This window comes from Pseudomonas sp. AK-TSAG1-1 (assembly GCF_056821665.1).
On the sequence record NZ_CM165965.1, the window covers coordinates 5,170,479 to 5,185,662 of the forward strand.

Consider the following 15,184-nt stretch of genomic DNA (forward strand, 5'->3'; position numbering starts at 1 on the left):
CCTCGAATCGGGTCGACTCGTCTAGCAAATTGTCTGTGCCAATCTATTGCGAGTGAATCGCGGTATACAGCGCAGGTTCGAGCCGTTAACGTAAAGCAAAGCCGTTTATAGAGGAAGGACTCGTGGAACACTCGCTCTTAGTTTGGTTGTTACCGACTCTTGCCCTGGTTGTGGGTGTCGCCATTGGATTCCTGATCGCTCGCGTCGCACCGAATGCCGCGCCGAGCCGTACGCAGCGTCAACTGGATGATATCCAGGAGCGTTTCGACAGCTATCAAAACGAGGTGGTCACCCACTTCAACAGCACCGCGATGCTGGTCAAGAAGCTGACCCAGAGCTATCAGGAGGTGCAGGATCATCTCGCCGAGGGTGCCAACCGCCTGGCCCTGGACGAGCAGACCCGTCAACGCCTGATCGCCGCTTTGCACGCCGATGCCGCGCAGGCACCGCGCGAACGCCTGACGCCGCCGCGCGATCAGGAGCCGCCACGCGACTACGCACCGAAGGCCCCGAACTCGCCAGGCATGCTTGATGAGCACTATGGCTTGAAGAAGTAATTCAGTCTTCGCTGCAAACAAAAAGCCCCCGGACAACTCGCTTGTCCGGGGGCTTTTTTGTATCTGATGATTTTAGGGTGGGGTCGGGCGCCTTCGCGAGCAGGCTCGCTCCCACATTTTGAAATGCGTTCCCCCGTGGAAGCGGGCTTGCTCGCGAAGGGGCCGGCACAGGCCACACAAAAAAATGCCCGATCACAGGACCGGGCATTTTTTCACTCAAGCATTGAGTTACGGATACTGCTGAACCGTACCCGGCTGTTGCTGCTGACCACCATACTGCTGACCCGGAATCGCCTTCAGGTTGACCTCAACGCGGCGGTTCTGCGCACGGCCATTGACGTCACCGTTGCTGGCAATCGGGTTATCCGGACCAGCGCCACGGGCCGACAGGTTGGCACCGCTGACACCTTGCGACGTCAGGTAGGTGGCCACGCTCTGCGCACGACGCTGGGACAGGTCCATGTTGTGCTGGCGGCTGCCGGTGCTGTCGGTGTAGCCGACGATTTCGATCTGGTTCTGGCTGAACTCCTTCAACGAGCCCGCCAGGTTGTTCAGCGGCTGATAGAAGCTGGGTGCGATGTTCGCCGAATCGGTGGCGAAGGTGATGTTGCCCGGCATGATCAGCTTGATCTGATCGCCCTGACGCTGCACTTCAACCCCGGTGTTGGCCATGCTGGCGCGCAGTTTTTTCTCTTGCTGGTCGGCGTAGTAACCGTAACCGGCCGCCGAAGCACCGACCACCGCCGCGCCGATCAAGGCACCCTTGCCGCGGTTGTTGTGGTCGATGGCAGCACCCGCCAGGGCACCGGCCAGAGCGCCGAGACCACCGTACTTGGCGGTTTTGCTCATGCCTTGCGAGCCCCCATCGGCCTGCCCCTGATTGTCATACGGGTTGGGCGAGGCGCAGCCGGCCAACATGGCCACAGCGGTAGCAACAATAATCAAACGAGGCGTGGTGAACATGAAGAGCTCCTGGTTTCGCATTCTGTGTGGCAGCGGCCCTAGGCAATAGACCTTTGCGGGCGTTGGATCATGACAATGCCGAAAAATTCCGCCGCACACTCGTGACAAAATGTTTAGGCGCGCACGAACGGGTTTTCCCGCATTTCATCCCCAAGACGCGTGTCCGGGCCATGTCCGGTAATCACTGTTGCGTCTTCGTCCAGGGTGTACAGCCGTTGCTTGATCGATCGCACGATGGTCGCCTGATCGCCGCCCCACAAATCCGTGCGTCCTACGCCGCGACGAAACAGCGTGTCGCCGGCAATCAACAGCTTAGCCTCGGAAAACCAAAAGCTCATGGAACCGGGTGTATGACCCGGTGTATGCAGCGCCACGCCGCAGCCGCAGGCCAGCTCTTCATCGTCACTGAGCCAGCGATCCGGCGGCGGCACCGGGGTGTAGGGCACACCGAACATTTGGCATTGCATCTCGAGGTTGTCCCACAGGAACTGATCTTCTTTATGCAGATGCAGGGTCGCGCCGGTTTTTTCTTTCATCTGCCCGGAGGCGAGAAAGTGATCGAGATGCGCATGGGTGTGGATGATGCTGACCACTTTCAGGCCCAGGGCATCGAGGCGCGCCATGATCAGGTCGGGGTTGCCGCCCGGGTCGACGACGATGGCTTTTTTGCTGATCGGGTCGCCGATGATCGTGCAGTTGCACTGGAGCGGGCCGACGGGGAAAGTCTCGCGAATCAGCGTTGGGCTGGATGCAGTCATGGAGAGTCCTGGACGAACGGTAGTGGGGCTTGTTTCAGAATTCTACTTCACAAGCCGATACAGATCGCCCGGTCAGTAATTTGACGCCACTAATCAGAAAAATAGTGGCCCAATGATGTCAAAGCATCTGCTTCTGGTGCAAAATCGCATTTTTTTGTAGCGGTCGCATTCAGGAAGGGCCGCAGCGCACTCAGGAAATCCCCGCATGCCTACGCCCACGACTTATACCCTCGCGTTACCTGCCAAGCTGACTGGCGTCGCTATCGTCGACAGCCTTATCGCCGGCAAATACTGGACAGGACCGAACTGGCCTTTCGGCGGGGAAACAACGCTCAGCTACAGTTTCATGGCACCGGGGACTTCGTATTTCCCCACAAGCTACAGTCCGAAAAACGAATACAACGCGCTGTATGAGCTGACGGCTGCACAGAAGACTGCAATCACCAATGCCCTGGGTGCATGGAGTGCCGTTGCCAACATCACGTTCACGCTGACCAGCGACGACATCAATAACGTTGGCGATCTGCGCTTTGGCGGCTATCGGTTGATGGACAATAAAACCGCAGCCTGGGCCTACTTTCCTGACAACCTTCCTGCTGCCGGTGATGTCTGGGTCGGCACTGAAACCAACGACCCGAACCCGGTCAACGGCACTTACGACTACCTGACGTTCGTTCATGAAATCGGTCATGCGCTGGGTCTCAAGCACCCGTTCGATACCAGTGCAGCCAACAAGACGCTGTTGACGCCTGCTCTGGATGACGTTCACTTCACGGTGATGAGTTACAACAGCAACTATTCCTATCAGCCGACGACGCCGATGGTGCTGGACATCCTCGCGATCCAGAGCCTTTATGGCGCCAATACTGCCTGGCAGACCGGGGACAACGTCTACAAGTGGGCGCCGGATCAGTCAATTTTCGAAACGATCTGGGATGCCGGCGGGAACGACACGATCGATGCCAGCAACCAGCTCGCCTCCGTCAGCATCAATCTCAACGAAGGCGCTTACAGCAACATTGGCAAAGCCTTCGTCGATCTCACATCCCAAACCGCGATCAACGATGGGCTGGCCATCGCTTATGGCGCCAAGATAGAAAATGCCATCGGTTCGAACTTCAATGATGTGCTGATCGGCAATGCCCTGAATAACGTACTCAACGGCGCCGGCGGCATTGACACCATGGCCGGTGGTGCAGGCAACGACACTTACATCCTCGACAATGCCGCTGAGCTGGCGTTGATTTACGAGGATACCGATCCGGGTCGCGACCTGCTGACAATTACCTACGCTGCCGGGCCCCTTACCAACGTCGTCGATCTGAACCAGGCAAACCTTGTCAACGTAGAAAGCGTTCGGATCACTGGCGCCGGCGCCTTCGCCCTGCAGGGCAACGCACTGGACAACAAGCTGTTCGGCAATACCGGCAATGACTGGCTTGACGGTGGCGCGGGTGCCGACACCCTCACCGGCGGTGCTGGTGACGACACATACGTGGTCGATAACTATGGCGATGTCGTCGTCGAACTCGCCGGCGAAGGCCGCGACAAGGTCATGACCACGCTCACCTATGGTCTGGGCGCCAATATCGAAGACGGCCAGTTGATGGGCAACGCCGCCCTCAACCTGAGCGGCAACGAACTCGACAACGTGCTGATCGGCAACGCCGGCAATAACATCCTCAATGGTGGCGCCGGTGTCGACACCATGATCGGCGGCGCCGGCAATGACACTTACAACCTGGATCAGGCGGCTGAACTCGCTCTCGTGCAAGAAGGTAATGATCCCGGCCGCGATCTGCTGCTGATCAACTACGCCGCTGGCCCTTCGACCAACGTCGTCGATCTGAATCAGGCAAACCTGATCAACGTGGAAAGCGTGAGGATCAACGGTGAGGGTGCGTTCTCCATGCTGGGCAACGCTCTCGACAACAAACTGTTCGGCAATGCCGGCAATGACTGGATCGACGGAGGTGGCGGCGTCGACACCCTCACTGGCGGTGCCGGTGATGACACCTATGTGGTGGACAACTACGGCGACATCGTTGTCGAGCTTGCTGGTGAAGGTCGCGACAAAGTCATGGCCTCGATCAACTACACCCTGGGCGCCAACATTGAAGACGGCCAACTGCTGGGTGATGCCGCCCTCAACCTGACCGGTAATGATCTCAATAACGTGCTGATCGGCAACGCCGGCAACAACATTCTCAATGGTGGTGCCGGCGTCGACACCATGATCGGCGGGGCCGGCAACGACACCTACAACCTGGATCAGGCTGCCGAGCTGGCGCTCGTGCAAGAAGATGCCGACTCGGGCCGCGACCTGCTGAACATCTACTACGATGCAACACAAAACAGCGTCATTGACCTGAACCAGAGCAACCTGCAGAACTTCGAAAGCGTTCGCATCAATAGCTCGGGCGCCTTTACCCTGTTGGGCAACGCACTGGACAACAAATTGTTCGGCAATGCCCAGGCCAACTATCTGGATGGCGGTGCCGGGAGCGACACCCTCACTGGTGGCGCAGGCGATGACACTTACGTGGTCGACAACATCGCAGATGTCGTCGTCGAGCTGGCGGGCGAAGGCTATGACAAGGTCAAATCCTCAATCAGCTACACGCTGGGTGCCAACCTCGAGGAAGGTCAACTGCTGGGCAGCGCCGCAATCAACTTGACCGGCAACGAGCTGAACAACGTGCTGACCGGTAACGACGGCAACAACACCCTCATCGGTGGTGCAGGCAATGACACGCTCAATGGCGGAGCCGGCATCGACACCATGATCGGTGGCAGCGGCAATGACACCTATATCCTCGATCAAGCAGAAGAACTGGCACTGATCCAGGAAGCGGACGAGATCGGTCGGGACCTGCTGGACATCCAGTACAACGCGGCCCAGAACGCCGTGGTCAATCTGTCCCAGAGCAACCTGCAATACGTCGAGAGCGTGCGCCTTACCGGTGCGGGCGCGTTTACCGTGACCGGCAATGCCCTGGACAACAAACTGTTCGGCAACGCCGATGCCAACGTTCTGGACGGCGGCGCAGGCGTCGATACCCTGACGGGGGGCGCCGGTGATGACATCTACGTGATCGACAACATCGGTGACACCATCGTCGAGCTGGCGGACGAAGGTCGAGACCAGGTCAAATCGTGGATCAGCTACACCTTGGGGGCCAACCTCGAAGACGCGCAACTGCTCGGCAGTGCAGCGCTCAACCTGACGGGCAACGCACTGGATAACGTGCTGATCGGCAACGACGGCGACAACATCCTCAATGGTGGGGCCGGCATCGACACCATGATCGGTGGTGCGGGCAATGACTCCTACTTCCTTGATGACTCCTCGGAGCTGTCGCGAATCCAGGAAAATGCCGATGGCGGGCGAGACCTGCTGACAATCGAATATTCGACTGACAGAAACAGCAGCGTGATCAACCTCAACGCGTCCAATCTGCAAAATGTGGAAAGTGTGCGGGTCCTGGGTGCCGGGGCATTCTGGGTGATGGGTAACGCCCTGGACAACAAACTGTTCGGCAATGCCTACGACAACACCCTGGACGGCGGGGCCGGCAACGATGTACTGGACGGCGGTGCCGGTGCCGACAGAATGAACGGTGGCGCTGGCGATGACATTTACATTGTCGACAACGTCAACGACACCATTCAGGAAACCCCGTGGGATGGTCACGATCTGATCAAGACCTCCGTGAGTTACACACTGTCCTACAGTGTCGAAGACGGCCTGTTGTTGGGAAGTGACGCGCTCAATCTGACCGGCAACGATCTGGACAACGTGTTGACCGGCAACAGCGGCAACAACGTGCTGGATGGTGGCACCGGCATCGACACCATGATCGGCGGCGCGGGTAATGACACCTACATTCTGGATCAGGCTGCCGAGCTCGCCTTGATCCAGGAAGGTAATGATCCTGGCCGCGACTTGTTGAGCATTCAGTACAACGCGAAACAGAACAGTGTGGTCGATCTGAACCTGAGCAATCTGCTGAACGTGGAAAGCGTACGGATCAACGGCACTGGCGGTTTCAGTGTGCTCGGCAACGGCCAGGACAACAAATTGTTCGGCAACGCCGATGCCAACTACCTGAGTGGCGGTGCAGGCAATGACCAGCTCGATGGCGGGGCCGGCAATGATATTCTGCTCGGCGGCGGCGGCAAGGACACCCTGATCGGTGGTGCCGGCAGCGATCAGTTTGTCTTCAGCAACTTGAACGAAGTGGGAACCGGAAGCCTGAGTGACGTCATCAATGACTTCAACAGTCTGGAGGGCGACAAGATCGACCTGAGAATGTTTGACGCCAACCTGTTGCAAGACGGCCTCAATGCGTTCTCCTTCATCGGCTCTGCCGACTTCACCGGCGCCGGCCAACTGCGTTTCGTCGATCATGTGCTGTCGGGCAACGTCACCGGGCACGCCGGTGCGGACTTCGAGATCCAGTTAGTGGGTGTGAACAGCTTCAGCGCCAATGACCTGATGGCCTGATTCCTCCCCGCCGCACCTGCTTGCAGGTCAGGCAACAAACAAAACGCCCCGATTTATTCGGGGCGTTTTTGTTTGCTTCGGTGTAGCGCTTCAAGGCTCAGGTCAACATCCCCATTTCCTTGGCGCGCGCCACCGCCTGCGTGCGTCGCTCAACCCCCAGTTTGCTGTTGATATGGCTGGCATGGGTTTTCACCGTGTGCAGCGAGATAAACAACTGCTCGCTGATTTCCTGATTCGAACAGCCCTGGGCAATCAAACGCAGCACTGCCAGTTCGCGACTGCTGAGTTGTTCGGCCGCCGCGGACTCAATGACCGGCCGTGCTGGCACCTGCGGAAAATGCGCCAGCAACTGCTGTCCCGCAAGCGCCGGTGAGTTGTGCAATTGGCTGCGCAACCAGTCCGAATGCTCTCTGAGCAGGGCGTCAAACGGCTGCATCACGCCGCCAGCCGCCGCTTCCAGCGTCTGGCCCAACGCCCTGCGCGCCTCGGGTTCGCGGCCATTGCCCAGCAGCAACATCACCTTCTGCGCCAGCGCCATCACACACAGCAACTGCCGACCGGTTTGCTGACCGTTTTCCAGCAACACGTTCAACCGCCCTTCCGCGAGCATCGGCTGTCCCTGAATCACATCGAGCAACGCCTGTTGCAACTCGACGTGCAATGGCAGTTGTGGATGAAACTCGGGGGGTGCCGCTGCGCGTTCGCCGGTGTAGGTCTGGCCCAGTCGCGCCAGCCAGGCTTCAGCCAGATCGGTGCGCCCTTGTGCCAGCCACAGTTCGCATTTGACCAGGGTGATCATCGCCAGATAGTAGATCGGCGGCACGTCCCAGATGTGCATCAGGCGTTCGGCTTCGGCGAGTTCGGCGAAGGCCTTGGCAAACTCACCGGCGCTACCGTCCAGACGGGCGATCACGCAGTGGCCGATCAATACGCTGATATCGCGGCAAGCCCGCGCTTCTGCCAGGCCAGTCAGCAATCGAGCCCGCGCCTGCTGGGGTTGCAAGCGCATGGACAACAGAAAACCTTCATACAGCGTCAGTCGCGCACGTACCGCGTACAAACGTTGCGGGGACAGCCCACGCAACCGTTCCAGGCCCTGATGCACTTCATCCAGCGCACGCAGAATTTCCCCGCGCGCCTGCAACACCCGCGCCCGGTCGTAATGCGCCAGCGCCTCGAACAACGGGTTGCCGACGCGTTGCGCCAGCTCGAGGGATTCTCGATTCAAGCCCCGGGCCCGCCACAGGTCGCCGTCGGCAATCGCCAGATTGGATAACGTGGACAGGCACATCAGCCGTTGCCCATAACGCTTGACCGGCAGGCTTTCCAGCGCCTCGCTGCAATAGCGCTGGGTCAGCTCGCGATGCCCGCGCCCACGGGCGATGATTCCGCTGAGCGCCAGCCACTGCGCGAGCATCGACTTCTGCGCGGAGGCCGAGGGTGCCGGCAGGAAGCGGCTCAGATGACTCGACAACTCTTCGGCAGCATCGAGCTGACAGGCCAGCCCCAGCGCCCAGCTGTACAGCACGATCAACCGAGGCGTGCTGATCAGCAGGCTGTCGGGCAAGTCCATTTTCCAGCGTAACAACATGCCGACGTTCTGCTCGGCGAGCAGTTGTTCCTCGGACAGGTTCTGCACCAGATTCGCCGCCACATCCAGATGCCCCGCGCGCAAGGCCTGCTCCACCGCTTCATCCAGCAAGCCTTGGGCGTTGAACCAGCGGCAGGCACGCAGATGTAATGTCGCGGCGGGCACCAGAGTCTGGGCCACGGGTCGGCTGCGTAGCAGATCGGAAAACAGATGGTGGTAGCGATACCAGTGACCGTGCTCGTCCAGTGGCACCAGAAACACCTGATGCGCCAACAGAAACCGCAGGATCTCGGCGCTGTCATGGGCTTCGCGCACTGCATCGCACAGTTCGCTGCAGAAACGCTCTTGAGGCGCGGTGTCATAAAGAAATGACTGTACCTCGGCCGGCAGGCAATCGATGACTTCTTCCAGCAGGTAATCGCGGATCAGCCCTTCCCCGCCGTTCAGTGCCGGTGGCAACGCCGCCTCGCTGCCGGCCTCGGAGACCGCGAGCAACCAGAAGCGCAACCCGGCCACCCAGCCCTCACTGCGCTGGATCAGGTTCTCCAACGCCTCGCCGCGCAATGAACTGCTGTGCCGATCGAGCAGCGTCAGGGCTTCATCATGGGTCAGGCGCAGATCCTGCTCATGCAGTTCGAGCAACTGGCGTGACAGGCGCAGGCGCGCCAGATGCCAGTCCGGGCGCTGGCGACTGGTGACCATGACCAGCAAGCCGTCGGGCAAATGATTGAGGAAAAACTGCAGGCAACGGTCGAGTACCGGCCCTTGGGCGAGATGGTAATCGTCGAGCACCAGCAACAGCGGCGCGGTCGGTTGCAACTGCAGCGCCAGCTCATCGAGCAAACCGTCGAGCCATTCTTCGAAGGCAAACGGCTGATGGCGCTGGCGCATTTTCAACAGCCCGAGCGCGCGACTGCCCAGGTCTGGAAAGTAGTCCTGCAGCCCTTCCAGCAACCGTTCGAGAAACCGTCCCGGGTCGTTATCCCGCGGGCTGAGACCTAACCACAGACTCTGCCAGTGCGCTGGCAGGCTCTGACAAAACTCCACCGCCAGCGAACTCTTGCCGAAACCTGCAGGTGCGCAGACCAGCAACAGACGTCCACCGAGTCCGGCGCTCAGGCGTTCACACAGACGCGGTCGCAATACGTAGCCGTCAGGCAACGGCGGGCGAAAGAAACGCCCGTCCAGTGTCGCGACGGCAACGCTTGCAGGACCCGGTAGCGGGGACAGATCAGTCATGGCCGGCTCTTGTTTGAATGGCTGTTGGCGGCGTAGCAGATGTCCGCAGACTAGCCTTAAACGGCGTGCATATGAAGTTGTTGCTACAAATGGCTACAAAATCGCAACGCAAAAAAAACGCCCCGAACCAGTCGGGGCGTTTTTTCGAGGATGCGGCCTCTGGTGACAACTTAGCGGATACCGTCCTGGCCCAGGTTGCCCGGCTGGAATTCGCTCTTGGTGGCAGAGAAGCCGAAGTCATACGCCGATTTCTCTTCGTTCTTCATGCCCAGTGCCAGGTAGCGGCCCGATTGCAGGTCGTACAAGGCTTCCAGCGCGTACCACGGCACTTGCTTGTCGTAGTAATCCTCGGCATGCGCCTCGGCCACACGCCACAGCTGACCGCGACCGTCGTAGTGGTCGATGACGGCTGCCTGCCAGGTGTCTTCGTCGATGTAGAAGTCACGTTTGGCATAGATGTGACGCTGACCCGGTTTCAGGGTTGCCACCACGTGCCAGACACGACGCAGCTCGTAGCGAGTCAGGTCCTGGTTGATATGACCAGCCTTGATGATGTCGGTGTACTTGAGGGTCGGCGAGTCGATCTTGTAGCTGTTGGAGGCAATGTAGATTTCTTTCTTGCCTTCAAGCTTCCAGTCGTAGCGATCCGGTGCACCGTTGTACATGTCCAGGTTGTCGGAGGTACGCAGACCGTCCGCGGCAGTACCCGGGCCGTCATAGGACACTTGCGGTGCCTGACGCACGCGGCGCTGACCGGTGGCGTAGACCCACGCCTTGCGCGGCTCCTTCACCTGGTCGAGGGTTTCGTGCACCAGCAGCACGGTACCGGCCAGACGCGCCGGTGCGGTCACTTTCTGCTTGAAGTAGAACAGGATGTTGCCCGGGTTGGCCGGATCGTAGTCCTTCATCTTGTCGCGGAACACGAACTGGTCCTGGAAATACACCAGGCTGAACGAGCCGTTGGTTTGCGGCGTCGCCTGGGTCACCAGACGGGTCACGCTGCCACCGCGATAACGGGTGATGTGGTTCCAGATCACTTCCAGGCCACTTTTCGGAATCGGGAACGGCACGGCGGTATCGAAGTTTTCCAGACCGTTGCCGCCAGCGACCAGATTGGTGGTGGTGGCGTTTTTCTTGATGGCGGCGAACACGTCATCCGGCACGGTCGAGCCGCGATGGGACGGGTAGACCGGCATTTTGAAGGTGTCCGGGTAGCGCTTGAACATCGCGTATTGGCCCGGGGCGAGCTTGTCCTTGTACTGGTCGACGTTCTGCGCAGTGATGGTGAACAGCGGTTTTTCACTGCCGAACGGATCGGACAGGAAGCCCTTGCTGTCGACCGTGCCGGCATTTTTCGGCAGCGGTTTCCAGGCCGGGATCGAACCGTCGGCGTTACCGGCCATTTCGGCGCCCATCGGGGTCAGGCTCTTGCCCAGCTTGTCGGCTTCGGCGGCGGGAACGGCCGCCATGACGCTGGTCGCCAGCAACGACAATCCCAGAACACCGACGTGGAACAGACTCTTTGTTATTTTCATATGTATGTTCGTCCTGAAAAAACTCTGCTTAGAAGTTCACGCCAACGCTGAGGGCAACGAAGTCACGATCATCCACTGTGCTGTAGTCGCCACCAAAGAAGTTGGTGTAGGCCAGACTCGCGGTGTAGGTGTTCTGGTATTCGGCATCCAGACCGAGGCTGATGGCCTTGCGACCTTCCTCGAAGTTGCCGCCAGGGCCTGGCGAGTAACCTTTCACGTCATGGGACCAGGCCACGTTCGGCTTGAGGTTCACACCGGCGAACACGTCGCTGTAATCCCAGATTGCACGAGCGCGGTAGCCCCAAGAAGTGGCCGTGGTGAAACCGTCGTTGTTGCAGTTGCTGGAAACGTTGTCGCGCGAAGCCCCTGGGCCGGCACCGTTGATGGTGGAGGTGTTAAGGATCTGCGAGCAGGTGTTGAGGCCACCGGTCGATGGCAGCTCACCCGGGCCGAACACTGGGTCGCGGCCGTAGCGGGCTTCGGATTTGCTTTCCAGCCCACCGACGTGGGTCACGCCGACTTCACCCACCAGGGTCAACCGGTTGGCGCCCATCACCTGATCGAAGAAGTGCGTCAGGGTGGTTTGCAGCTGGGTGATTTCCTTGCGGTTGTAACCGTGCAGGTCCTGCCCCGGCACACCGTTGAGAATCGACGCGTTGGTCAACGCCCCGCCCAATGGACGTACGCCGGCAAACAGAATGTCGGTGGAGTTCAACTGCACCGGGGCATTCGGCCGGTAGCTGACCTCGCCGCTCCACGCCGTACCGGTAGGCAGGGTGGTGGAGAAGCTCAGGCCGTAGAGGCGAATGTCCTCAGGGTATTCGATGAAGTATTCCGAGTTGCCCGCGACCACCAGCGGCCCCAGTGCCTGGAATGGACCTGGCAACGCCTTGACGCCGTTATAGATCGACTGAGGCGCACCGGTGGCGCTGAAGATCGGCGCACGGCTGTGATAGTTCATGAAGTAGGCGCCGAACTCGGTGGCCAGCGGATCGAACATGTACTTGGCGGAAACGCCCCACTGCCCGCTGTCACGCGCGTTGCGGTTTGGCGAACGGCGCACCAGCACACCTTCTTCGTTGACATCGACACCAGCGTTCGCCAACGGGCCGAGCGCAATGCCCGGAATCGTCGAGCGTTTGTTCAGCACCCGCAGGTTGTCATCGCAACCGGTGGTCACGATGTCCGGCTGCGAGAAGAATGTGCCGCAGTTGTCGGTCACGGTCTTCTGCCAGTCGATCTGATAGAAGCCTTCGGCCGAGAGGTTTTCAGTGATGCTCTGGGACACGTAGAACATGTTGACCGGGATCAGGCCTTCCTTGATCTCGGCACCCGGACGGCGGAACGCGGAAACGTCGATCGGGTTGATCGAGTTGATGCCGCCGCCGATGAAGGTACTTTCACCCCAGTTCACGACCTGCTTGCCCAGACGCACCGAACCCGGCTCATCGGCAATCGAGTAGTTGTGGTAAACGAAGGCGTCGAGGATCTGCCCGCCGGAAGAACGCGCCGCGACATCACGGTTGTGGTTGCTGACGTCCTTGTATTCCAGGTCCTGGTTCTGCAGCGCGAAGTCGTACCAGTATTTGCCCCGGACGAAGACCCCGGTGTCACCGTATTTCAGTTCGAGATCATGGATGCCCTTGAAGATCTTCGAGAAGGCCTGGCCGCTCTTGAAGTTCAGGTGACCGTTGTCGGAGGTCTGGGACAGGCCCTTGCCGCCGTTGTTGACACCAATAAGATCCTTGTTCGGCTGCTGAGTCGAGATACTCATGCCCAGGGAGAGCGAGGAGTCGAACTGACCTTCGATTTCACCGACGTTGAAACTGACGCCGAATGCGGGCCCGGCGAGCGTAGAGGCAAGACTGACGGCCAGAGGCAGTTTAGCCCGGCGCCAGAACTGGTTTACTGATGTCATCGACGCTACTCCATGTGCATTATTGTTATGGCAGTGAGTACTTTTAAAAACGCCTGGAAGACCGGGAGCCAGTAGCCGCCCGACGTCACTCCAAAGTTGCATCGCCCCGTGTTGTGCGTGTGCCCCGTTCTTAAAAATCCTTGAGCGGACTATAGCCAGCAGGTGGTACTGCTTGATCCCTCTAAAGTGTGATTTGCAGCTGCCGGCCACTCTGGAACAGTCCTTTCGCCAGTCCGACACATGTCGGCCCCGCAAGGATGGCTGAAAATTCGGATTTAACAAGCCAAGCGCTTGCTTGGTGGGGCTGGCGCGCCGTTTTCGGCGCGCCAGCAGACGCTCAGAGCGTCGAGAGGAAGGTGCTGTTGTTGGCCTGCCATTCGGTGATGTCGAGGCGGATGCGCTTCTTGTCGAGTTTGCCGACACTGGTCTTGGGAATTTCAGTAACAAGGGCGATCTGGCTCGGAATCGCCCACTTGCTCAGGTGCCCCAATTCCACGAACGGCTTGAGGTGTTCCTTGAGCTCGCGTGCGCCGATCTCGTGCCCTTCACGGATCACCAGCAGCGCAAACGGGCGCTCGCCCCACTGCGGATCGGCAATCCCCACCACTGCTACTTCACGTACCGCCGCGTGACGGCTGATCAGGTCTTCGAGGTCCAGCGAGGAGATCCATTCGCCGCCGGTCTTGATCACGTCCTTGATCCGGTCGCGAATGTCGATCACGCCCATGCTGTCGAGCGTCGCCACATCACCGGTGTGCAACCAGCCGCCGGCCCACAGCTCGGCGCCCTTCTGCGGCTCGTTGAAATAGCCTTCGGTGAGCCACGGCGCACGCAGCACCAGTTCGCCCTGGGTTTCGCCATCGGCGGGCAGGAAGTTGCCTTCGCTGTCGACGATCGCCGCTTCCACCAGCGGCCCCGGCACACCGGCCTTGATCCGGTAAGTGGTGCGCTCGTCTTCGGTGCCGGCCATCAGTTCGTCGTTCAGGTGCGCACACGACACCAGCGGCCCGGTCTCCGACATGCCGTACGCTGCCGTCAGCTGAATGCCCCGGGACTTGGCGGTTTCATACAGCGTACGGTTGAGCGCACTGCCGCCGATGACGATTTTCCAGCCAGCGAAATCGGTGCCTTGCGCGCCTTTGGCATTGAGCAGCATCTGCAGGATGGTCGGCACGCAGTGGGAGAACGTGACCTTCTCCTTGCGCCACAGCTCGACGAGGAATTCGGGGTCGTAACGCCCCGGATAAACCTGCTTGAGCCCGAGCATGGTCGCCACGTAGGGCAGGCCCCAGGCATGCACGTGGAACATCGGGGTGATCGGCATGTACACGTCGTTGGTGCCGAGCAGGCGTACGCTGTCGATCGCCCCCATGATGGTCGACACGCCCATGGTGTGCAGTACCAGTTGCCGATGGGTGAAATACACGCCCTTCGGATTGCCGGTGGTGCCCGTGGTGTAGAACGTGGTGGCGACCGAGTTTTCGTCGAAATCCTGAAAGTCGTACCGCGGACTCGCGGCGGCCAGCAGTTGCTCGTATTCGCCGACCAGGTTCGGCAACTCGGCAGTCTTTTCCGGCAGATCGGTCAGCAGCAGGGTGTTCTCCACCGTGGTCAGGTGCGGTGCGATGGCCTGGTACAGCCCGACGAACTCGCTGTTGACCAGCACAAAGCGGTCCTCGGCGTGGTTCATGGTGTAGAGGATCTGCTCCGGCGACAGGCGCACGTTGATGGTATGAATCACGGCGCCGATCATTGGAATGGCGAACATACATTCCAGGTAGCGATGGCTGTCCCAGTCCATCACCGCCACGGTGTCACCCGCCTTCACACCGGCCGCCGTCAACACGTTGGCCAGTCGCGCCACACGCTCGATCAGGGTCGGATAGCTATAACGCAACTGGTCTCGGTAGATGATCTCGCGGGTTTTCTCGTAACGGGCGCCGGACATCAGCAGCCGTTTGATCAGCAATGGATACTGGTAGGCCCCATCGGCCGGGGGAATGACGCGAGTCTGCAACATATGAATCCCTTTTCTGGCTGCACGGTGTTGGCGTAGAGAGCATTACTCTAGAGCCGTTATACCCCAGCCAAATCAGCCAAAGGAATGATTTGCAGA

The 15,184-nt window shown here is 59.7% G+C and carries 8 protein-coding genes; 2 read left to right on the top strand and 6 right to left on the bottom strand.

Annotation, left to right across the window (positions count from 1 at the left end; translation table 11 throughout):
* Positions 1-122: 122 nt before the first annotated feature.
* Entirely contained in the window at positions 123-557 is a 435-nt protein-coding gene (locus AC1UK9_RS23325) for a Z-ring associated ZapG family protein (protein WP_007961596.1), read from the top strand.
* A gap of 228 nt (positions 558-785) precedes the next feature.
* On the opposite strand, the gene AC1UK9_RS23330 is transcribed toward AC1UK9_RS23325, so the two are convergent.
* A complete protein-coding gene (locus AC1UK9_RS23330) occupies positions 786-1,520 on the bottom strand; it encodes a YiaD family glycine zipper/OmpA-like lipoprotein (protein WP_025109306.1) in 735 nt (244 codons plus the stop codon).
* Between the two features lie 113 nt (positions 1,521-1,633).
* Positions 1,634-2,278 carry an MBL fold metallo-hydrolase gene (locus AC1UK9_RS23335; RefSeq protein ID WP_025109307.1) on the bottom strand — a complete coding sequence of 215 codons (645 nt, stop codon included), beginning with the start codon at positions 2,276-2,278 and terminating at the stop codon, positions 1,634-1,636.
* Positions 2,279-2,483: 205 nt separating this feature from the next.
* On the opposite strand from AC1UK9_RS23335, the gene AC1UK9_RS23340 reads away from it, so the two are divergent.
* On the top strand, positions 2,484-6,785 hold the full coding sequence (locus AC1UK9_RS23340) for a M10 family metallopeptidase C-terminal domain-containing protein (RefSeq protein WP_482578590.1): 4,302 nt from the start codon (positions 2,484-2,486) through the stop codon (positions 6,783-6,785).
* A 97-nt stretch (positions 6,786-6,882) separates the two neighbouring features.
* On the opposite strand, the gene AC1UK9_RS23345 is transcribed toward AC1UK9_RS23340, so the two are convergent.
* The 4 genes from AC1UK9_RS23345 to AC1UK9_RS23360 all read right to left on the bottom strand — a co-directional run bounded on the left by AC1UK9_RS23345 (position 6,883) and on the right by AC1UK9_RS23360 (position 15,088).
* Complete coding sequence (locus AC1UK9_RS23345) at positions 6,883-9,615, bottom strand: winged helix-turn-helix domain-containing protein (RefSeq protein WP_482578592.1); 2,733 nt, start codon at positions 9,613-9,615, stop codon at positions 6,883-6,885.
* A 170-nt stretch (positions 9,616-9,785) separates the two neighbouring features.
* Entirely contained in the window at positions 9,786-11,150 is a 1,365-nt protein-coding gene (locus tag AC1UK9_RS23350; protein ID WP_482578594.1) for a DUF1329 domain-containing protein, read from the bottom strand.
* A 28-nt stretch (positions 11,151-11,178) separates the two neighbouring features.
* Positions 11,179-13,068 carry a DUF1302 domain-containing protein gene (locus AC1UK9_RS23355; RefSeq protein WP_473013554.1) on the bottom strand — a complete coding sequence of 630 codons (1,890 nt, stop codon included), beginning with the start codon at positions 13,066-13,068 and terminating at the stop codon, positions 11,179-11,181.
* Between the two features lie 337 nt (positions 13,069-13,405).
* Positions 13,406-15,088 (bottom strand): fatty acid--CoA ligase, encoded by a 1,683-nt coding sequence (locus tag AC1UK9_RS23360; protein ID WP_473013555.1) that lies wholly within the window; start codon positions 15,086-15,088, stop codon positions 13,406-13,408.
* Positions 15,089-15,184 lie beyond the last annotated feature (96 nt).